This is a genomic window from Burkholderia sp. 22088 (assembly GCF_052045915.1).
Lineage (GTDB): Bacteria > Pseudomonadota > Gammaproteobacteria > Burkholderiales > Burkholderiaceae > Burkholderia > Burkholderia cepacia.
The window spans coordinates 259,989-280,536 of record NZ_JBQEPY010000007.1; the positions used below are offsets into that span (position 1 = coordinate 259,989).

A 20,548-nucleotide genomic window follows, 5' to 3' on the forward strand; every position below is an offset into this window, starting at 1 on the left:
CGCGCTTGCGCCCGAAGCGCATTGATCCCTATCACTCGGATGAAATCGACAGAACCCAAGCGGCTTTACCAATCGGTCGCGGCCCAGATCGTCGCGTTGATTCGCCAGGGCGAATTCGCGATCGGCGAGCGGCTGCCGCCCGAGCGCGAGCTGGCGCTGACGCTCGGCGTGTCGCGGCCGTCGCTTCGGGAGGCGCTGATCGCGCTGGAAATCGGCGGGCAGATCGAAATCCGGATGGGCTCCGGCGTCTATGTGCGCGATACGGCCGCCGACGCTGTCGGCCCGATGGCCACGCTCGGCGACAGTCCGTCGGAATTGATGCAGGCTCGCGCGGCCGTCGAAGGCAGCGTCGCCGCGCTGGCCGCAGCGCGGATGACGGCCGCCATGCTCGAGCGGCTGCGCCGCACCGTTCAGCGCATGAAGCGGCTCGCGGAGGCCGGCAAATCCCCGGTCGAAGCCGACCGGCAGTTCCACATGCTGATCGCGGAAGCCGCCGGCAACTCGGTGCTCACCCGCTTCGTCGGCGAGCTGTTCGACAGCCGCCACGACCCAATCGCGGCCGCGATGCGCGGCCATGCGGAGAATCCGCAGACGTGGACCGCCGCGGTGCGCGAGCACGAGGACGTGCTGCTCGCGTTGCAGGCCGGCGATCCGATCGCCGCGCAGACGGCCATTCGTGCGCATCTTCGCGCGTCGGAAGCGCGGTGGATCGAGGGTGGGCTGAAAGCCGATCCGGATTGAGCTGAACACGCACGGGCGCCGGCGCGCGTCGGCGAGCGCGGTGTCGTGCATCGCGTGGCGCCGTGCCCCCTGCAATTTCACTCATATTTCTCGCGCAGGCGTGACGAAAGCGCTATCCGGCCGTCACCACGCCATGGTTTGTTTTCCCCGCCGTTCGGCATTTCAGGAAATCCACCCATCCCCTCGCTCGCATCCGTGCGCCCCACCGTTTCGCTCCCCGTACCAATCCTCAAAATTACGATTGCAAATGCCTCTCATTTGCATTAAATTGCCGCGCAAATGTACTGTTTGGAACACAGTTGCCGATGCGAAGCCGTCCGCCGTGCCCGAACGCCAACCACATCAGAGGACCGGGTATGAGCAGGAAGAACTGGGCGGCCGCACCGATGGCCATCGTCGTCGGCGCGGCCGGCGTGGGCACGGCCGACGCGCAGGAGGCGACGCTGCCGGCCATCGAGATCTCGGGGCAGCGCGCGAGCGCACCGTTTCGCACGCGTGACTCGACGAGCGCGACGCGCGGCGACGCGGACGTGATGGAGATCCCGTTCGCGGTCAGCAGCGTCGATGCGAAACTCGTGCGCACGGTCGCGGCGACGCGCGGCGAGGACCTGTACGACTGGGTCGCGGGCGTCGCGCGGCAGAACAACTTCGGCGGTCTTTGGGACAACTACGCGGTGCGCGGCTTCGCCGGCGACGGCAACACGTCCGGCACCGACTACCTCGTCAACGGCTTTTCGTGGAATCGCGGGATCAGCGTGCCGCGCGACACCGCCAACCTCGAGCGCATGGAAGTGCTCAAGGGGCCCGCGTCGGCGCTGTACGGGCGCGGCGATCCGGGCGGGCTCATCAGCTACACGACGAAGCAGCCGCAGTTCGCGCGCGCGAACACCGTCGGCGTGTCGGCCGGCAGCTACGGCGCATTGCGCGAGACGCTCGATTCGACCGGCCCCGTGACGAAGTCGCTCGCGTACCGCTTCGTCGCGATGAACGAGAACAACGGCAGCTTCCGCGATACCGTGTCGAGCAAACGCTACCTGTTCGCGCCGTCGTTCACGTGGGACATCGGCGCCGACACGACGCTTCATTACGAATTCGAGAGTGCGCGCCAGCGCGCGCCGCTCGATCGCGGCGTGGTCGCGGTGGGCGGGCAGCTCGGTGCGATTCCCGCATCGCGCTTCCTCGGCGAGCCGCGCGACGGCGACTACGACGTGCGCAACACGGGCCATCAGTTCACGCTCGAGCATCGCGTCGATGCGAACTGGTCGGTCAACGCCGGGTTCGCGCAGCGCACCACCGACCTGTCCGGCCGCTCGTCCGAGGCATTCGCGCTGCAGCCGGACGGCCGCACGCTGTGGCGCCGCTACCGGCAAGTCGCGTTTCATTCGAACGACCTGCAGGGCCGCGTCGAAACGGCCGGCAAGTTCCGCACCGGCGGCATCGGCCACACGCTCGTGCTGGGCGTCGATGCATACCGCTTCAACTACGACCAGTTCGTCGCGCGCTCGACGCCCACGGCCGCCGCGCCGTATGCGATCGACATCTTCGATCCCGTCTACGGCCAGCCGGCGCCCACACCGCGCACCGCGACCAACCTGCTCGAGCGCGACGACGGCCAGGGGCTCTACGCGCAGGACACGCTCGCGTTCGGCCCGCACTGGAAAATCCTCGCCGGGCTGCGCTGGGATCGCTTCCACCAGTCGGTCGAGAACCGCCTGAAAGACACGACGAGCAGCCAGGTGCAGACCGCGTTGAGCCCGCGCATCGGCATCGTGTACGAGATGAGCCCCGCCCTGTCGTTCTATGCGAACACCGCGTATTCGTTCCGGCCGAACAACGGCGCCGACGTCGACGGCCGCGCGTTCGATCCGGAGAAGGGGCACGGCTACGAAGCCGGCGCGAAATGGGCCGGCGCGCGCTGGCTCGCGACCGTCGCGGCGTTCTACGTCACTAAGCGCAACGTGCTGACCGCCGATCCGGCGAACGCCGGCTTCTCGCGCGCGGCCGGCGAGGTGCGCAGCCGCGGCGTCGAATTCGAATGGAACGGCGATCTCGGCCACGGCGTGCGCGGCCTCGTCAACCTTGCGTATGTCGACGCCGAAGTCACGCACGACGCGGTGCTGACACCCGGCGCACGCCTCGTCGACATTCCGCGCCTGAGCGGCAGCGCGCTGCTCCTGTACGAAACCGCGGTACCGTTCGCGGACAAGGCCGGCGCCGGCGCCGGCCTGATCTACGTCGGGCGCCGGGCCGGCAATACCGCGAACACGCAGGACGGGTTCGAGCTGCCGGCCTATGCGACCGTGCAGCTGAACGGCTATGTGCAGGTCAACAAGCACCTGCGTGCGTCGGTCGTGCTGAACAACCTGTTCAACCGCACCACCTACGTCAGCTCCTACAACAGCTTGTGGGTCACGCCGGGCGCGCCGCGCAGCCTGTTCGCGTCGCTCGCCTATACGTTCTAGCGGGGGTTGGCCGGCCTGCGCCGCGCCTCATGCGCGTCATTCGACTCACGCGCTTCACGCACCGAGCGCGAGCCGCGCCGCCAGCGCGAGCAGCAAGGCCGGCAACATCACGCACGCGCCGACCGCGAGGAACGCGCCGAACCCGACCCGCAACCCTTCGCGCCGGATGGCCGCGAGCCACAGAATCGTCGCGAGCGATCCGGTGACGGACAGGTTCGGCCCCAGGTCGACGCCGATCAGGATCGCGTCGATCACCGTTTGCGGGCTGCGCGCGGCGTCGACCGTCGAACTCGCGATGAGCCCGGCAGGCAGGTTGTTGACCAGGTTCGACGCCAGCGCGATCGCAACGCCCGCCGCGGCCGCGGCGGTCTGCTCGCCGCTTGCCGTCAGCGCGCGCAGCAGCCCGGCGAGCGCACGCACCGCGCCGCTCCGGTCGAGCGCCTCGACGAGTACGAACAGCCCCGCGACGAGCGGCAACACGCTCCATGAAATCGCGCGAACGATCGGCACGCACGCGGTGCGATCCTTGACCAGCACGCATGCGACGGTGACGATCCCCGCCGCCGCGGTCGGCAACCCGAGCGGAAGATCGAGCGCCGACACCGTCATCAGCGCGGCGGCCGTGATCGCGATGCCGGCCAGCGCGATGCGCCCGCCGCCGGTGAGCGGCCGGGTCGGCAAACCGGATTCGCAACGGCCGCCGAGCGCGTGCCGCTGGGTCATCCGAAGCATCAGGAACGTGCATGCGATCGATGCGACGGACGGGATCGCGAAGTGGGCCAGCCATACGCCGAGCGACGGCATGCGCGCGCCGTACAGCACGAGATTCGCGGGGTTCGAGATCGGCAGCACGAAACTCGCCGCGTTCGCGACGAACGCGCAGATGTACAGCAGCGGCAGCGGATTCGCCTTCGCCCGGCGCGCGGCCGCGATGACCGCGGGCGTCAGCACGACGGCGGTCGCATCGTTCGACAGGAAGACCGTCGTCACGATGCCCACCAGGTAGACGAGCGCGAACAGGCGTCGGGGCGAACCCTGCGCGAGATTGACGACGCGCGTCGCGACCCAGTCGAACAGCCCTTCGCGCCGCGCGACCTCGGACAGCAGCATCATGCCGGTCAGGAACAGGTACACGTCGCCGCCCTTCGCGACGGCGTCGAGCGCCGGATGCACCGGCAACAGGCCGCACACGACCAGCAGCAACGCGCCGCTCACGGCCCAGGTCGCCTCGGGCCAGCCGAACGGGCGGGCGATGACGCCCGCCGTGGCGAGCGCGGAAATCAGCCATGCAAGTGAAACGGAATTCATGGGCAGGTCGGGAATCGCATGGAGAGGGAAAGCACGTTCAGGACGACGCGGCCGGCAGGTCGGCCGGCTTGCCGCACACGCTGCTCAGCGCTCGCGCGTGACCGAGCCAGAGCGCGAGCGCGCCCGTCGACACGGCGCCCAGCACGACGAATGCGACCGGATAACCGAAGTGCTGCGCGAGCACGCCGCCCAGCACGGGACTGAGCGCCGTGCCGATCCCTTGCGCGGTCGCGACGGCGCCCTGCCCGGCGTTCACGCGGCCGGAGCCGTGCAGCAGGCGCACGACGAGCGCCGGCACGACGACGCTTTGCAGGCCGGCACCGATCCCGTCGAGCACCTGCACCGGCCAGACGCCCGCCTCGCTCATCAGCGTGGCGGCAAGCACGCCCCGCACCGGCAATACCAGGTAGGAAAGCAGCAGCACGCGCCAATAACCATGCACGCGAATCAGCCGGGGCGCGACCCAAGCGGCCGCGATCATCACGAGCTGCGCGATAACGATGGTTTGCGCGGTGAACATGCTCGCGTTGCTGCGATGCGTGGCGACCACGCCCATCCCGTAGAGCGGCAGCATCGCCGCGTTGCCGAGATGAAACAGCGCGAGCGACGCGCCGAGCAGGACCAGCGGCCGGTTCGAGGCGAGCGTGCGCCAGCCGCCGGCGTGCGGCGCCGACGCGCCCATGGGCGGATCATCGCGTACGGCATGCGTTCGCGGCTCGACATGGTCCATGTCGAGGCCGCGTGCGCACGCGTGGTCGATGGCCCGTGCGGGAATCGCCAACGTACTCGCGATCGCGAGGAGCGTGAACACGGCGACGAGCGCGAACACCGCATCGAATCCCGCATGCCAGCCGAGCCATCCGGCGAGCGCCGCGCCGACCACGTTGCCCGCATGGTTCGCCATCTGGTTGCGGCCGAACTGCCGGTCGAAACCCTGCCGGCGCGCGATGCCGAGCGTCACGCCCGCGACGGCCGGCGCCAGCGCCGCGCCGCCGACGGCGGCCAGGATCTGTGACGCCGCCACCGCCGGATAACCGTCGGCGAACATCAGCGCCAGCGAGGCCAGCGCCGTCACGGCGGTGGCCGTGACGATCAGCGCGCGCTTCGCGCGCAGCGCATCGACGAGCGCGCCGGCCGGCGGCGTCGCGGCCATCGCGGCGAGCCCGGCCAGCGTCATGACCGAGCCGATCGCGTCGGCACTCCAGCCGCGCGACAGCAGGATCACGCCGATGAACGGGCCGATGCCCGCCTGCACGTCGGCCAGGAAGAAATTGAGCGCCTCGAGCGCGCGCGCCGCTCTCATCGTCGACGGGCAGTCATTCGTCGTCCGCGTCGACGAGCTCGGCGATCTCGCTCACTTCGAGCACGGCGCCGTACCGCGTGACGACGCCTTGCCCCCACGCCATGACGTGGATACCGGCGCGCAGATAGTCGCTCAGCTCGGCTGCCGCATGCGGCGGCATCCGCAGCACGACACCGTTCGTCAGCAACGCGCCGTTCAGCTCGCCTTTCGGGCCGTGCAGCGCGAACGCGACTTCGCCGCTCATCTCCATCAGCTTGCGGCCGCCATGCGGCGGCTTCGGCGCACCGGGCACGGGCCCGTTGTCGACGATGTCGACGCCGTGGCGCCCGGTCAGCTGCACCGCCACGATCATCGCGGCGCCGCGCGACTTGGCGCCGCGCACGCGAATGCGGTCGCCCACCTCGACATGGCGAACCAGTTCGCGGCCCAGGTGCGGCGGCACGTGAACCTGCAGGTCGCCGTTCAGGATCAGGCCGTCGATGTCCCCGTGCGGGTTGAGCAGGAACTGTGTGACGCGGCCGCGCGTTTCGGGCAGGCAGGCGGGATCGATCCAGTGCATGGCAGGACTCCTTGTGGGATGGCAGGAAAACGACGCGCGATCAGCGCACGACGTCGTCATAAAGATTCACGACGCGGCCCGGCGAGCCGAATGCGGTGGCCTGCAGCGCTTCGCCGTAGGCATTGCGCGTGCCGTATCCGACCGCGGCAACGCGCGCGCCGGGTACGAGCAGCGCGCCGAACTGCTGCGCGGCCGGCACCGTCAGCTTGACGATCGCGCCGCTGTCGAGCATCACGCCGTCCGGCTCGCCGCGTGGTGCGCGCATGACGCGCCGCACGACACCCGACACGCTGAGCCGGGCCAGATTGACGCCGCGCAGCGCGGGCGGCATCGGCGCGGCGGATGGCGGCGGCTGGTCGGACAACGATGCGCCGCTGCGGTCGTTGCGCACGACGCGCGCGTGGATGTCGTCGCCGACGCGACGTTCGCCGGCCACCGTTACCCGGTCGCCCGGCCGCGCGAGCGCGATCAGCTGCGTGCCGAGATGCGGCGGCACGCCGACGAGCGTACCGTCGGTCAGCACGAAACCGTCGACCGCGCCTTCCGGGTTGATCGTCAGGCGCGAAAGCGTGCCGGACACGAGTGTGTCGGAGGCGACGGGCGACAGCGGCGGAGGCGGAAGAGGAGCCGGTTCGAAACCGGCGCGCGGCGGCGCACCGGATGGTTCGTCCGCACGCGGCGGAGGTGGAATCTGCGCGGCGCAGGCTGTCGCCGCCGCGATCAGCGCGGCGGCACAGAGTCCGACACAGCTGCGGCGAACGGCGACGCGTGGGATCGACTTCATGACGGGCTCCGGCAACGGGTTGCGATGCCGTGATATCTGCAACATGCGTGCCAGCACGCACGTGCCCGCCGGGCGGCGTATCGAACCATGAACCGTGCACAACGTGTCGGGATTCCCGACACGTCTTACCCGCCGTTGTCGGGAATGCCGACAGGCGTCATGGCACCGCTACTCGTCGCGCTCGATACCCAGATGGGCCATGCGCGCATAGAGCGACTGACGGCCGATGCCGAGCTGCCGTGCCGCCTCCGCGCGATTGCCGTTCGCGCGCTCGAGCGCGCGCAGGATCGCGGCGCGCTCGACCGCCGCCAGCGCGTCGGGCAACGGCATGTCGAACAGCGGCGCGGGCAGCGCAAGCGCGTCGCCGCCGGGCGCCGGCGCCGCCACGACGCCGAGCCCGAGATCGGCCGCGCCGATGGCCGGCCCGGGCGCCAGCGCGGCTGCCCGCTCCATCACGTTGCGCAGCTCACGCACGTTGCCGGGCCAGCGATGATCGAGCAGCGCCCGCTGTGCGTCGTTCGTCAGGTGCAACGGGCGCGCGCCTGCCGCGCACGCCAGGAAATGCGCGGCCAGCGGCAGGATGTCGGCCACGCGATCCGCGAGCGGCGGCAGGTGCAGCGGAATCACGTTCAGCCGGTAGAACAGGTCTTCGCGAAACGTGCCGTTCGCGACGGCCTCGGCGAGATCGCGGTGCGTCGCGGCCACCACCCGGATGTCGATCGCCGTCGGACGATCCGCGCCGAGCGGCGTCACCTCGCGCTCCTGCAGCGCGCGCAACAGCTTGGCCTGCATGGCCGTGGGCATGTCGCCGATCTCGTCGAGAAACAGCGTGCCGCCGTCGGCCTCGACGAGCCGCCCGGCGCGATCGACGTGCGCCCCCGTAAACGCGCCGCGTCGATGCCCGAACAGTTCGCTTTCGAGCAGGTCGGCCGGAATCGCCGCGCAGTTGACCGCGACGAACGGCCCGGCATGCCGCATCGACGCGGCATGCAACACGCGCGCCGCCACTTCCTTGCCGGTGCCCGTCTCGCCGGTGACGAGCACGGTCGCGTCGCTCGTCGCGGCCCGGCCGATCTGCTTCTGCACGTCGCGCATCGCGGCGCTCACGCCCAGCAGCCGGGGGCGGGCCGACGCGGGTTCGCGCGCAAACCCGCCGCCGTGCGGCTCGACGGCCGCCGGCGGTGTGTTCGCGGAAACGACGCGCGCGAGCAGTTGTGCGATGTCGCGACGCCCGATCGGCTTGGTCAGGTGATCGAACGCGCCGAGCCGCATCGCGTCGATCGTGTTGTCGCTGGTCGCATGCGCGGTCAGCATCACGACCGGGATCGCGGCCAGCGCGGGATCGTCGCGCAACTGCGCGAGCACCGCGAGCCCGTCGAGGTCGGGCAAGCGGAAATCCAGAAAGATGCAGTCGACGCGGCCGCCGTCGCGCAGTGCGCTCAACGCCGCGCGCCCGGCTTCGGCTTCGACGACCCGATGACCGAGATCGGCGAGCGTCTCGGCCAGGCCGTCGCGAAATGCCGCGTCGTCGTCGACTATGAGGATGGTTGCCATGGGATTTCAATGACGAAGGATGCGCCGTGCGGAACGTCGTCGAGCCAGGCCTGACCGCCATGCGCCGCGGCCACTTCGCGGACGACGGCAAGACCGAGGCCGGTGCCGTCCGCCCGCCCCGTCACGAACGGCTCGAAAATCCGCTCGCGCTGCTCGGCGGGAACCCCGGGGCCGGTATCCGACACGGTGATCCTCAGCCAGTCGCGTCCGGCGAACGTGCGACGCGCGGCGGCGAGCGTGACCGCACCGCCGTCGCCGGCATGGCGCAGCGCATTGAGCAACAGGTTGTCGAGCGCGCGGCGCATCTGGTCGGGATCGAACACGGGGAACGCGGCGGGCTGCGCAAGGCGTTCGCCCTGCTCGCCGGGCAGCCATGCGAGATCGATCGCCTGCCGCTGCGCCAGCTCGCGGTGCGCGTCGACGACCTGCGCGAGCCACGCGTCGACATCGACGCGCGTCGCATGCGGGCTGACCGGTTGCGTCAGCGCGAGCAGGCCCGACAGCTGCGCATCGATGCGTTCGATCTGCGCCAGGATCACGCGCAGCGCGTCCTGCTGCCGTCGGCTGTCGCCGGCCAGCGCGTTTTCGGCTTTCAGGCGCATTGCGCCCATCGGGTTGCGAATCTCGTGCGCGACCTGCGCGGCCAGTTTGCCGAGCATCCCGAAGCGTTCCGCCTGCGCGAGCCGCGTGCGGAGTTCGGCGGCCTGCTGTTGCAGTTGCTCGGCGCGCCGCGCATGCGTGTTGAACGCATCGATGATCCGGTCGAGATCGGGCTCGCCGACATACGGTAAGTGCGGTGCGCGGCCGTCGGGCGCCAACCCGGCTTCGATCCGCGCGAGATTGCCCTTCCAGCGCCGCAGCGCGATGGCGAGCGCCGCCGCGATCGCGAGAATCACCGCGAGCACGCCGGCAAGGCCCGTCGCCAGCAGCTCGCCGTGCCGGCCGAGCGGCGGGCGGGCGCGCGTCAGCATCCAGACGAACAGGCCCGATCCGGCGCGGACCGGACACGCCGCCGCGATCACGGCATCCTGCGCGCCCTCGACGGCATTCGACGTCGTGGCACGCGTCGCGGCGGCCGCGCGCAGCGTGCGGAGAATCAGCGGCGTTTCCGCGTCCGGCACGTCGCGCTTGATGCCGCTGCCTTGATAAGTCGGAAAGGAATACGCAAGAAAACCGCTCGCCGCGGGTGCGCCGCCGGCCGTCCAGAAACCGCCTTCCATGTCCGGCGCGCGCGCCAAAACGATATCGAGAATCGCATGCATCAGCGCCGAATCGGGCTGCGCGCCGGCCGGCGCGGACGCATCGTAGCGCGACGCGACCGCTTCGCAGGCCGCTTCGCCCGCGGCCCGCGCGCCGGCGATCTGCTGCCCTTCGGCGGAACTGGCCATCACCCAGACGACCGCGACGAGCGTCGCGCAGAGCGTCGCGACGAGCGCCCAGAGCATGACGAGTTGAGTGGAAAACGGCGGACGCTTCATCGGATCGGGCAGGCGGTCGAGGGCGACAGGATAACGTAAAGCATACGACGCCGGGACCCGCGCCGCCGGCCTGCCGGATCGGGCAGGCCATCGCGCCGGACGGCAGCGGCCGCCATCGGGAAAGGCCGCTGAAAGATCGAACCGCTAGACTGCCTCCGGCCCGACGCGGTGGAAAATCCCGACAGTTTCAGGACGATCACGCCGGTCAGGCAGGACCTGTTCCCGTGGACGTTCCGCGACGAGCTGAGCTGGGTCGAGCCGTACTATGCGCGCTTCGGCGATCGCCGCCTGCCGGCGATCATCGCGCCGCGCCGCCCGTTCAGCGAATGGCGGCTCGGCGGCGACGTGAGCGCGGTGTGGGGTGCACCGCTGCCGTAACGGTCGCCCGCGCGCGTTCGGGAGGTTTCGCCGTCGCGACGGCAAAACGAGCCGGGCCGCGACCACGGATCGTGTCGACGCCCGCTTCAGCCGCTTTCCAGTGCGAAATTGTTCTGTCGACGCACAATCTCGCGCGAACGGCGCCGGCCAGGCCATTCATGTATCAGCGCGCAGCGCCCGGAACGGACTCGTTCATCGCGTCGCCGTATCGCTCCGCGCGCTCGACGATGCGCGCGAGCCGGATGATGTCGGTCAGCGCGAAATCGTTCGCGTCCGGCCTCGGACGATCGTGCTCGTCCGCCACGCGCATCGCGAATGCGAGCGCTTCCGAGCGCTCCCGCAACAGCGTGCGCAGCGCATCCGCGATGATCCGGCGGTCGCGCGGATCGCCCAGGCCGAGCGCGACCCCGTGATCGTATTCGACGGCCGGCGTCGCGAGCGGCGACGCCGTCAGCATGGAGATCCCGCGCATCGGTACCGAGTTCCGTTTCATGTCCACCTCCCGTTGACGGGCGGCCAGGGCGCGACGCCTCACCGCCGGTTCGACCGCGACACCACGTCGATCCACACCGCCAGCACCAGCACCGCGCCCTTGACGATCATCTGCCAGTACGCGTCGACGTCGAGCATCGACATGCCGTTGTCGAGGCTCGCCATCACGAGCGCGCCGATCAGCGCGCCGTACACGGTGCCCGAGCCGCCGCGCATCGACGTGCCGCCGATGAAGCACGCGGCGATCGCGTCGAGTTCGCCCATCGTGCCCGCCGACGGCGAACCGGCCGCGAGCCGCGCGGTGTTCACGATGCCGGCGAACGCGCACATCAGCCCCATCAGCGCGAAGATCGCGAGCTTCACGCGGTCGGTATCGACGCCGGACAGCCGCGTCGCCTCGAGATTCGAGCCCACCGCATAAATGCGCCGGCCGAACACGGTCTGCGTCGCGATCCACGAGAACACACCGAGCAGCGCGAGCAGCAACAGCACCGGCACCGGAATGCCGCCGTAGCGGTCGAGCGTCGCGACGAACGCGAACAGCACGGCCCCCGCGCCCACGATCTTGACGGCGTCCTGCCACAGCGGCGCGACCGCGAGCCGGTAGCGGTGCCGCGTGCCGCGCTGGCGCACGACCAGCAGCACGACGAGCGCGAACAGCAGCAGCGCGAGGCCGTCGCCGGCCACGCGCGGCAGGTAACCCTGCCCGAGGAACACGAAGCCGTCAGACACCGGGGCGATCGTCGAGCCGCCCGTCACGCCGAGCAGGATTCCGCGAAACGCGAGCATCCCGCCGAGCCCGACGATGAACGACGGCACACGCCGGTAGGTCGACCACCAGCCGTTGAAAAGCCCGATCAGCACACCGAGCGCGAGCACCGCCGGGACCGTCGCGGCGACGGGCCAGTGGCGGTTCACGTCGAGGATCGCCGCGACGCCGCCGAGCAGCCCGAGCAGCGAGCCGACCGACAGGTCGATCTCGCCCGCGATGATCACGAACACCATTCCGCACGCGAGCATGCCGGTGATCGACATCTGCCGCAGCAGGTTCGACACGTTGCGCGGCGTGACGAATGCGCCGTCGGTCAGCACCGAGAAGAATGCCCAGATCGCCGCGACCGCGAGCAGCAGCGCGAGGATCTTGTAGCGCACGAATATCTGGCGAAGCTGGCTGCCGGTCGAGCGCCCGGCCAGGTGCCCTGCTTCGTGACCGCTTGAACGGCGCGCATCCGCGTCCTGCGTCGCCGGGGTGGAGGAAGAAAGTTCGGAATTCATGTCGCACTCGTTGCGGTGGGTTCGGTCGGCCGCCGGCCGGATTTCAGCGCGGCGCCGAGGATCTGTTCCTGTGTCAGGCCGTCGTTGACGAAGTCGCCGCGCAGCTCGCCTTCGCCGATCACCAGCACGCGATCGGCGAGCCCGAGCACCTCGGGCATTTCCGACGACACGACGATCAGCGCGACGCCGCGCTTCGCGAGCGCGAACACGAGGCGGTAGATCTCCGCTTTCGCGCCCACGTCGACGCCGCGCGTCGGCTCGTCGAGAATCAGCACCTGCGGCTCGGTCAGCAGCATCTTCGCGAGCACGGCCTTCTGCTGGTTGCCGCCGGACAGGCTCGCGATCGGCAGGAACGGATGCGCGGCACGCACCGACAGCCGCTGCATCTCGGTGCGGATCGCGTCCAGCTCGGCGGCCGCGTCGATCCGGCCGCGCGCCGCGAAGCGCCGCAGCACCGTCAGCGTGATGTTGTGGCCGACACCGAGCTGCGGCACGATGCCGTGGCGCTTGCGGTCCTCGGGCACCATCGCGATGCCGGCGCGGATCGCATCGGCGGGCGTGCGGATCGACAGCGGCCGGCCGTTCATCAGCACGGTCGCCGTGCACGCGCCCGGATACGCGCCGAAGATCGCCTGCATCAGCTCGGTCCGGCCCGCGCCGACGAGCCCCGCGACGCCGAGGATCTCGCCGCGCCGCACGCTGAACGACACGTCGTCCACCCGCTTGCGGCGCGGGTTCGTCACGTCGCGGCAGGTGACGTGGCGCGCTTCCAGCACGACGTCGCCGATCTCGTGCGGCTCGCGCGGGTACAAATCGCGAATCTCGCGGCCGACCATCATCGCGATGATCCGGTCGGTCGTCAGCGCGCGCATTGGCTCGGTCGCGACATGGCGGCCGTCGCGGATCACCGTCACCGTGTCGCACACCGCCTCGACCTCGTCGAGCTTGTGCGAGATGTACACGCACGCGACGCCGCGGCGCTTCAGGTCGCGCACGATGTCGAGCAGGATGCGCGTTTCGGACGCGCTCAGCGACGACGAAGGTTCGTCGAGGATCAGCAGCTTCGCGCGCTTGTTCAGCGCCTTCGCGATCTCGATCAGCTGCTGGTGGCCGCCGCCGTAGTTCATCACCGGCTGCGCGACGTTGATCGAGTCGATCCGCAGTTCGTGCAGCAGCGCCTCGGCACGCTGCACCATCGCCGCATAGTTCATGCGCCCGCCCGGCAGCGTGATCTCGTTGCCGAGAAAGATGTTCTCGGCCACCGACAGCTCGGGCACGAGCATCAGTTCCTGGTGGATGATCACGATGCCCGCGCGCTCGGTGTCGCGTACGCCGGACGCGACGAGCGGCGCGCCCTCCCAGCGGATCTCGCCCTCCCACGTGCCGTGCGGATACACGCCCGACAGCACCTTCATCAGCGTCGATTTGCCCGCGCCGTTCTCGCCGCACAGCCCCACGCACTCGCCCGGCCGCACCACCAGGTCGATGCCGTCGAGCGCCTTCACGCCGTCGAATTCCTTGACGATGCCGCGCATCGTCAGCAAGGGTTCGGTCATTCGCTCATGCCTCGCAGTGTGCGCGCGGACGCACCGGTGGGCCGCCCGCGCGCCGCGCCGTTACTGGCTCGCCAGCTGCGCCTGGGTATAGAAGCCGTCCTTCACGACGACGTCGACGTTGCGCTTGGTCAACAGCGTCGGCTGCAGCAGCACCGTGTCGACCTTCTTCTTGCCGTTGTCGTATTGCGCGTTGAACGCCGGTTTCGTGCCCTTCGCGAGATCCACCGCGAGTTTCGCCGCTTCGCTCGCGATCAGCTTGAGCGGCTTGTAGACGGTCATCGTCTGCGTGCCGGCGATCACGCGCTTGACCGCGGCGAGATCCGCGTCCTGCCCGGACACCGGCACCTTGCCGGCCAGGTGCTGCGCGGCGAGCGCCTGGATCGCGCCGCCCGCGGTGCCGTCGTTCGACGCGACGATCGCGTCGATCTTGTTGTTGTTCGCGGTCAGCGCATCCTCGACGATCCGCAGCGCGGTCGACGCGCTCCACTCCGGCACCCACTGCTGGCCGACGACCTTGATGTCGCCGCGATCGATCGCCGGCTTCAGCACCTTCAGCTGCCCTTCGCGCAGCATCTTCGCGTTGTTGTCGGTCGGCGCGCCGCCGAGCAGGAAATAGTTGCCCTTCGGCTTCGCATCGACGACGCCCTGCGCCTGCAGTTCGCCGACCTTCTCGTTGTCGAACGAGATATACGCATCGACGTCGGCGTCGAGGATCAGCCGGTCGTACGACACCACCTTGATGCCGGCCTTGCGCGCTTCGGCGACCACGTTGCCGAGCGTCTTCGAGTTGAACGGGACGATCACAATCACGTCCACGCCGCGCGAGATCAGGTTCTCGATCTGCGAGATCTGCCGCGCCTCGCTCGCGTCCGCGGACTGCACGGACACCTTCGCGCCGAGCTTCGTCGCGGCGGCCACGAAATAGTCGCGGTCGCGCGACCAGCGCTCGACGCGCAGGTCGTCGATGCAGAAGCCGATTTCAGGCTTGTCCTTGCTCGCATGCGCGAGCGGTGCGCCCAGCGCGAGGATCGCCAGCGCGGCGGCGCCGGCCAGTGCATTCAATACGGTACGACGCGTTACGGATTTCATGTCTGTCTCCATTCCTCTCTTTATTGGACTACTCCACGAACGCCGGGCAGCCGCCGAAGCCGGTCGCCCATCGTCTTGCCACCGCGCGGCACGGCTTCGTGCGGCCTGTCACACGCCCGTCACGCGCCTGTCGCAAACACCGGTTCGAGCGCCCGATACAGCGCGCGAAACGTCGGCCGCCGCGCGTCGCGATACCACGCGTGGCGTGTCATGTCGGGCTCCCGTACCGCGACGACGGGCGGCTGCGGGCACACCGCGTCGAGCGGCGCATCCGGTTCGAGCGCGAGATGCGCGAGCCGCGCGGCGCCGAGCGCCGGGCCGACTTCGCCGCCCGCGCGCAAGGTCAGCGCACGGCCGCTCAGGTCGGCCAGCATCTGCGTCCAGTACGCGCTGCGCGAGCCGCCGCCGATCACCGTGATGCCGTCGGGCGCGAGCCCGGCCGCATGCAGCGCGTCGATCCCGTCGAGCAGCGCGAAGCCGACGCCTTCGAGCGTCGCGTTCGCGAGATCCGCGCGACGCGTATCGGGCGTCATCCCGTAGAACACGCCCTTCGCATTCACGTCGTTGTGCGGCGTGCGCTCGCCGCTCAGGTAAGGCAGGAACCACGGGCGCTCCGCGCGCGCGTTCGCTTCCGCGTCGGCGAGCAGCGCGGCAACGCCGTCGTAGCCGGCCAGCTGCGCGGTGAAATCGACGCAGCCGGCCGCGTTCAGCATCACCGACATCAGGTGCCAGGTGCGCGGCAACGCGTGACAGAAACTGTGAACCGCCGATTCGGGATTCGCGCGGAAGCCGTCCGACACCGCGAAGTAGACGCCCGACGTGCCGAGCGACAGCAGCGCGTCGCCGGGCCGCACGATGCCGACGCCCACCGCGCCGGCCGCGTTGTCGCCGCCGCCCGCGACGACCGGGATCTCACGCAATCCGAGCGTGCGTGCGACGGCCGGCAGCAGCGTGCCGGTAATGCGGTTGCCCTCGAACACGGCGGGCATCTGCGCGCGCGAGAGCCCGCATGCGGCGAGCAGCGTGTCGTCGTAATCGCGCTTCGCGACATCGAGCCACAGCGTGCCGGCCGCATCCGACGGATCGGTCGCGAACGCGCCGGTCAACCGGTAGCGCAGATAATCCTTCGGCAGCAGCACATGGGCGATCCGCGCGAACACGTCCGGCTCGTGCCGGCGCACCCACAGCAGCTTCGGCGCGGTAAAGCCCGGCATCGCGAGATTGCCGGCGACGGCGCGCAGCGTGGGCGCGCGCCGCTCGAGTTCCGCGCACTCCGCATCCGCGCGGCCGTCGTTCCACAGGATCGCGGGGCGCAGCACGTCGCCCTGCGCATCGAGCAGCGTCGCGCCGTGCATCTGCCCGGTCAGGCCGAGCGCATCGATGGCGCGCGGATCGATGCCGGCCGCGCGCGCATCGGCGACGAGCGCCGCCAGTGCGCCGCACGCCGCGTCCCACCAGTCGCGCGGCGCCTGTTCGGACCAGCGCGGCCGCGGCCGGCTCACCGCCAGCGGCCGGCTCGCGCTGGCCCGCACCGCGCCGTCGCGGTCGAGCAGCACGGCCTTCACGCCCGACGTACCGAGGTCGACTCCGATGTACATGGCGTCAGCGCAACCCGTAGATGGCCTGGTTCACGATGTTCTCGAGCCGCTCCTGCCCGCCGCTCGCATGCTGCGGGTTCACGCCGCGCGCGAGCGCGTCGGCGGCGAGCGACTCAAGCGTATAGCCGCCCGACAGGATCTCGCGGCCGAACGCGCTGTCCCACTGCGCGTAGCGCTGCCGGCGCAGCGCGTCGAGCCGGTCGTTCGCGACCAGCACAGCGGCGCGCTCGAGCGCGAGCGCGAGCACGTCGATCGCGCCCACATGGCCGTGGAACAGGTCTTCCGGATCGACGCTCTGGCGCCGCACCTTCGCGTCGAAGTTCATGCCGCCGGTGGTGAAGCCGCCATGGCGCAGGATCTCGTAGAACGCGAGGGTCAGCTCCTCGACGCTGTTCGGGAACTGGTCGGTGTCCCAGCCGTTCTGCGGATCGCCGCGATTCGCATCGACGCTGCCGAACACGCCGAGCGCGAAGGCGTTCGCGATCTCGTGATGGAACGAATGGCCGGCGAGCGTCGCGTGGTTCGCCTCGATGTTCACGCGGATCTCGTTCTGCAATCCGTATTGCGTGAGGAAACCGTGCACGGTCGCGACGTCGTAGTCGTACTGGTGCTTGGTCGGCTCCTGCGGCTTCGGCTCGATCAGCAGCGCGCCCTTGAAACCGATCCGGTGCTTGTGCTCGACGACCATCGACAGGAAGCGCGCGAACTGCTCGCGCTCGCGCACGAGATCGGTATTGAGCAGCGTCTCGTAGCCTTCGCGACCGCCCCACAGCACGTAGTTCTCGCCGCCGAGCCGGTGCGTCGCGTCGAGCGCGTGGCGCACCTGGGTCGCCGCCCACGCGAACACGTCGGGATTCGGGTTGGTCGCCGCGCCCGCCGCGAAGCGCGGATGCGAGAACAGGTTCGCGGTGCCCCACAGCAGCCGCACGCCCGTGGCCTGCTGACGCTCGCCCAGGTAGTCCGTCATCCGCGCGAAGTTCTCGACGTACTCGCGCAGGCTGTCGCCCTCCGGCGCGACGTCGGTGTCGTGGAACGTATAGAACGGCGTGCCGAGCTTCGTGAAGAACTCGAACGCCGCATCCGCCTTCTGCCGCGCCCGCTCGAGCGGGTCGCCCGGCTGCTGCCACGGCCGCCGGAACGCACCCTGGCCGAACATGTCGTGCCCCGGCCACACGAACGTGTGCCAGTAGCACACCGCGATGCGCAAGTGTTCCTCGAGCGTCTTGCCGAGCACCTGCTTCGTGCGGTCGTAATGGCGGTAGGCAAGCGGGTTGTCCGATTGCGGACCTTCGTAGCGAATCGCGGGAATCTGTTCGAAATACGACATGGCGTCTCCGTCCGGTTTCTTGTTGCAGTGCGGCGCGCGGCGCGTTGGCGTGCGGGCCGAATTCGGTCTGGCTGGATCGTGCCCGCGCGCCCCCGCCCCCGCAATTGCGAAATTGCGCAGCACGCTTAACGTTTCTTGCCAGCGCGCTGCGCACCGCACGCGTTCCGTCCTACAATCGCCGGACACCAGACCAGCGCGCGGCACCGTCCGCGCCCCCGGAGACAACGGCGCGACGCCCCGCACGGCACGCGCCTCGAGACCGAGATGACCCGCGCCCCTTCCAGCCAGACACCGCACCGCATCGCGCTGCTGTTCAACGCCAACAAGGTCTACGACCGCGAGATCATCAGCGGCATCGGCCAGTACCTGCGCTCGACGCGCGTGGTGTGGGACCTGTTCCTCGAGGACGACTTCCGCTGCCGGCTCGCCGGCATCGAGCATTTCGACGGCGACGGCATCATTGCCGACTTCGACGATCCGGCCGTCGCCGACGCGCTCGCCGGCTCGCCGCTGCCGATCGTCGCGCTCGGCTCGTCCTACGAAGATCCCGCGCAGTATCCGGACGGCATGCCGTATATCGCGACCGACAACGCGAAACTCGTGTCGCTCGCGTACACGCACCTGATCGGCGCCGGGCTCGCGCACTTCGCGATGTACAGCCTGCCCGACGCGCAGCAGAACCGCTGGGCGCAGCAGCGCGAGCTGGCGTTCGACCGGCTCGCGCGCGCGGACGGCCTCGACGCGCCGATCTACCGCGGGCTGTCGACGAGCGCATCGGCATGGAATCACGCGATCGAGCAGTTGATCGGCTGGCTGCACGCGCTGCCGAAACCCGTCGGCATCATCGCTGTGACCGACGCACGCGCGCGGCACCTGCTGCAGGCCTGCCTGATCGCCGGCCTCGCGGTGCCGGAACAGGTCGCGATCATCGGCATCGACAACGATCCGCTCACGCGCACGCTGACACGCATCCCGCTGTCGTCCGTGATCCAGGGCACCGAGGAAATGGGCCGGACCGCCGCGCACCTGCTGCACCAGATGCTGCGCGGCGTGCGTTTTCCCGACCGGCGCATTCTCGTGCCGCCCGTCGGGATCAACGTGCTCGAATCGACGCGCCACCAGCCGCTCACGAGCCCCTACGTGATGCGCGCGCGCCACTTCATTCGCCAGTACGCGTGCCAGGGCATCAAGACGGAACAGGTCGCCGACTACGTCGGCGTGTCGCGTTCGCTGCTGGAGGAGCACTTCCGGCGCGAACTGCAGCGCACCGTTCACCAGGAAATCCTGCGCCACAAACTCGAAGCGGCGCAGGCGCTGCTTGCCGGCCGGCAGGCGTCGAGCGCCGAAGTCGCGATCCGCTGCGGGTTCACGTCGCTTCAGTACATGTACGCGGTATTCCGCCGCGAGCTGGGATGCACGCCGCGCGAATACCAGGAACGCACGATCGCCGCGCACTGAAGCCGGCCTTACCCATCGAATCCATCCATGCATATCGATACCGACTCTCCCCGCCCGGCGCCCGGCGTCGCACGCGTCCCTTCCGAACCGTGGGGCACGCTGCCCGACGGCGACGCGGTGCGGCGCTACACGCTGCGTAACGCGCACGGGATGCGCGTCGTCGTCAGCGACCTCGGCGCGACCGTCGTGTCGTGGCTCGCGCCCGACCGCGCCGGACGCTTCGCCGATATCGTGCTCGCGCACGACACGCCCGCCGAATACGTCGAATCGGGCGCCTACCTCGGCGCGACGGTCGGCCGCTGGGCGAACCGGATCGCCGGCGCGCGCTTCACGCTCGACGGCGTCGACTACCGGCTCGATCGCAACGAGCGCGGCAATCTGCTGCACGGCGGCGCGAACGGCTTTCACCGGCAGCGCTGGGCCGTCGTCGACGATTGCGGCGGGTTGACGCTGCAACTCGATTCGCCCGAAGGCGACGCGGGTTTTCCGGGCAACGTGAGCGTGCAGGTTCGTTACGCGCTCGACGACGACGGCACGCTGACGATCGACTACACCGGCGTCACCGACGCGCCCACGCCGCTCAACCTGACGAATCACAGCTACTTCAACCTCAGCGGCCGCGCGGGCGGCGACGTGCGCGGCCACGTGCTGAGCATCGACGCCGACGCGTTCCTCGAAGTCGACGACGCGCTGATCCCGACTGGCACCGCCGACGTGACCGGCACCGCGTTCGACTTCCGGCACAGCGCACCGCTCGGCGCGCGCCTCGACTGGCCGCATGCGCAGCTCGCGCGGGCGCGCGGGTTCGACCACTGTTTCGTGCTGCGCGACGGCGCGCACGCGCTCAGGACCGTCGCGGCGATCTACGACCCCGAAAGCGGCCGCGAGCTGCTCGTGTCGACGGATCAGCGCGGCCTGCAACTCTATACGGGCAACTACCTGGACGGCGTGCGCGTGAGCGGCGGCACGCGCTGCGCTCGACACGCCGCGCTGTGCGTCGAAGCCGGCGGCTTTCCGGACCAGGTCAACATGGACGAGCTGCGCGACGCCGTCATCCTTCATCCGGGCGCCGTCTATCGACAGACCACGCAGTACCGCGTCGGCGTTCGCGCCTGACGCGGTGCGCGCCGACGGCGCGGCTACGTCGCGCACCGCTGCCCGGTCGATCCCGCCCCGCTGCACCGCA

Annotated in this window: 17 protein-coding genes; 5 read left to right on the top strand and 12 right to left on the bottom strand. The window is 69.9% G+C overall.

Annotated features, from left to right (window positions below; translation table 11 throughout):
* Positions 1-39 precede the first annotated feature (39 nt).
* Positions 40-741 carry a FadR/GntR family transcriptional regulator gene (locus ACTJLD_RS15955; protein WP_027792854.1) on the top strand — a complete coding sequence of 234 codons (702 nt, stop codon included), beginning with the start codon at positions 40-42 and terminating at the stop codon, positions 739-741.
* A 356-nt stretch (positions 742-1,097) separates the two neighbouring features.
* Complete coding sequence (locus ACTJLD_RS15960) at positions 1,098-3,203, top strand: TonB-dependent siderophore receptor (RefSeq protein ID WP_440659264.1); 2,106 nt, start codon at positions 1,098-1,100, stop codon at positions 3,201-3,203.
* A 54-nt stretch (positions 3,204-3,257) separates the two neighbouring features.
* Here ACTJLD_RS15960 and ACTJLD_RS15965 read toward each other — a convergent pair whose 3' ends face one another.
* The 6 genes from ACTJLD_RS15965 to ACTJLD_RS15990 form a co-directional block, all read right to left on the bottom strand.
* Positions 3,258-4,511: an arsenic transporter gene (locus tag ACTJLD_RS15965; RefSeq protein ID WP_226181207.1), complete on the bottom strand. Its 1,254-nt coding sequence runs from the start codon at positions 4,509-4,511 to the stop codon at positions 3,258-3,260.
* A gap of 37 nt (positions 4,512-4,548) precedes the next feature.
* Positions 4,549-5,814 carry an MFS transporter gene (locus tag ACTJLD_RS15970; protein WP_440659265.1) on the bottom strand — a complete coding sequence of 422 codons (1,266 nt, stop codon included), beginning with the start codon at positions 5,812-5,814 and terminating at the stop codon, positions 4,549-4,551.
* A gap of 13 nt (positions 5,815-5,827) precedes the next feature.
* Entirely contained in the window at positions 5,828-6,373 is a 546-nt protein-coding gene (locus tag ACTJLD_RS15975) for a hypothetical protein (RefSeq protein ID WP_226187271.1), read from the bottom strand.
* Between the two features lie 40 nt (positions 6,374-6,413).
* Positions 6,414-6,953 (bottom strand): hypothetical protein, encoded by a 540-nt coding sequence (locus ACTJLD_RS15980; protein WP_230942829.1) that lies wholly within the window; start codon positions 6,951-6,953, stop codon positions 6,414-6,416.
* Between the two features lie 372 nt (positions 6,954-7,325).
* On the bottom strand, positions 7,326-8,711 hold the full coding sequence (locus ACTJLD_RS15985) for a sigma-54-dependent transcriptional regulator (protein ID WP_440659266.1): 1,386 nt from the start codon (positions 8,709-8,711) through the stop codon (positions 7,326-7,328).
* A complete protein-coding gene (locus ACTJLD_RS15990; RefSeq protein ID WP_136470830.1) occupies positions 8,693-10,189 on the bottom strand; it encodes a sensor histidine kinase in 1,497 nt (498 codons plus the stop codon). Before ACTJLD_RS15990 ends, ACTJLD_RS15985 begins: the two co-directional genes overlap by 19 nt.
* A gap of 168 nt (positions 10,190-10,357) precedes the next feature.
* Here ACTJLD_RS15990 and ACTJLD_RS15995 point away from each other — a divergent pair, with 168 nt between their 5' ends.
* A complete protein-coding gene (locus tag ACTJLD_RS15995) occupies positions 10,358-10,567 on the top strand; it encodes a hypothetical protein (protein ID WP_244113688.1) in 210 nt (69 codons plus the stop codon).
* 163 nt (positions 10,568-10,730) lie between these two features.
* Here ACTJLD_RS15995 and ACTJLD_RS16000 read toward each other — a convergent pair whose 3' ends face one another.
* From ACTJLD_RS16000 to xylA, 6 genes are all read right to left on the bottom strand, one after another.
* A complete protein-coding gene (locus ACTJLD_RS16000) occupies positions 10,731-11,060 on the bottom strand; it encodes a hypothetical protein (protein WP_185625792.1) in 330 nt (109 codons plus the stop codon).
* A gap of 38 nt (positions 11,061-11,098) precedes the next feature.
* Positions 11,099-12,334, bottom strand: coding sequence for a sugar ABC transporter permease (locus ACTJLD_RS16005; RefSeq protein ID WP_440659267.1), 1,236 nt, complete (start codon positions 12,332-12,334; stop codon positions 11,099-11,101).
* On the bottom strand, positions 12,331-13,890 hold the full coding sequence (gene xylG / locus ACTJLD_RS16010; RefSeq protein ID WP_440659268.1) for a D-xylose ABC transporter ATP-binding protein: 1,560 nt from the start codon (positions 13,888-13,890) through the stop codon (positions 12,331-12,333). The genes ACTJLD_RS16005 and xylG overlap by 4 nt, the downstream gene beginning before the upstream one ends.
* 60 nt (positions 13,891-13,950) lie before the next feature.
* Positions 13,951-14,979, bottom strand: a complete 1,029-nt coding sequence (gene xylF / locus ACTJLD_RS16015) for a D-xylose ABC transporter substrate-binding protein (protein WP_440659269.1) — start codon at positions 14,977-14,979, stop codon at positions 13,951-13,953.
* Positions 14,980-15,098: 119 nt separating this feature from the next.
* Positions 15,099-16,577, bottom strand: a complete 1,479-nt coding sequence (xylB, locus tag ACTJLD_RS16020) for a xylulokinase (protein WP_440659270.1) — start codon at positions 16,575-16,577, stop codon at positions 15,099-15,101.
* A gap of 4 nt (positions 16,578-16,581) precedes the next feature.
* Positions 16,582-17,904, bottom strand: coding sequence for a xylose isomerase (gene xylA / locus ACTJLD_RS16025; protein ID WP_136470824.1), 1,323 nt, complete (start codon positions 17,902-17,904; stop codon positions 16,582-16,584).
* Between the two features lie 264 nt (positions 17,905-18,168).
* Between xylA and ACTJLD_RS16030 the strand changes: the two genes are divergently transcribed.
* Positions 18,169-19,362, top strand: a complete 1,194-nt coding sequence (locus ACTJLD_RS16030) for a XylR family transcriptional regulator (RefSeq protein WP_440659271.1) — start codon at positions 18,169-18,171, stop codon at positions 19,360-19,362.
* A 27-nt stretch (positions 19,363-19,389) separates the two neighbouring features.
* A complete protein-coding gene (locus ACTJLD_RS16035; protein WP_440659272.1) occupies positions 19,390-20,478 on the top strand; it encodes an aldose epimerase family protein in 1,089 nt (362 codons plus the stop codon).
* Positions 20,479-20,548: the final 70 nt, after the last annotated feature.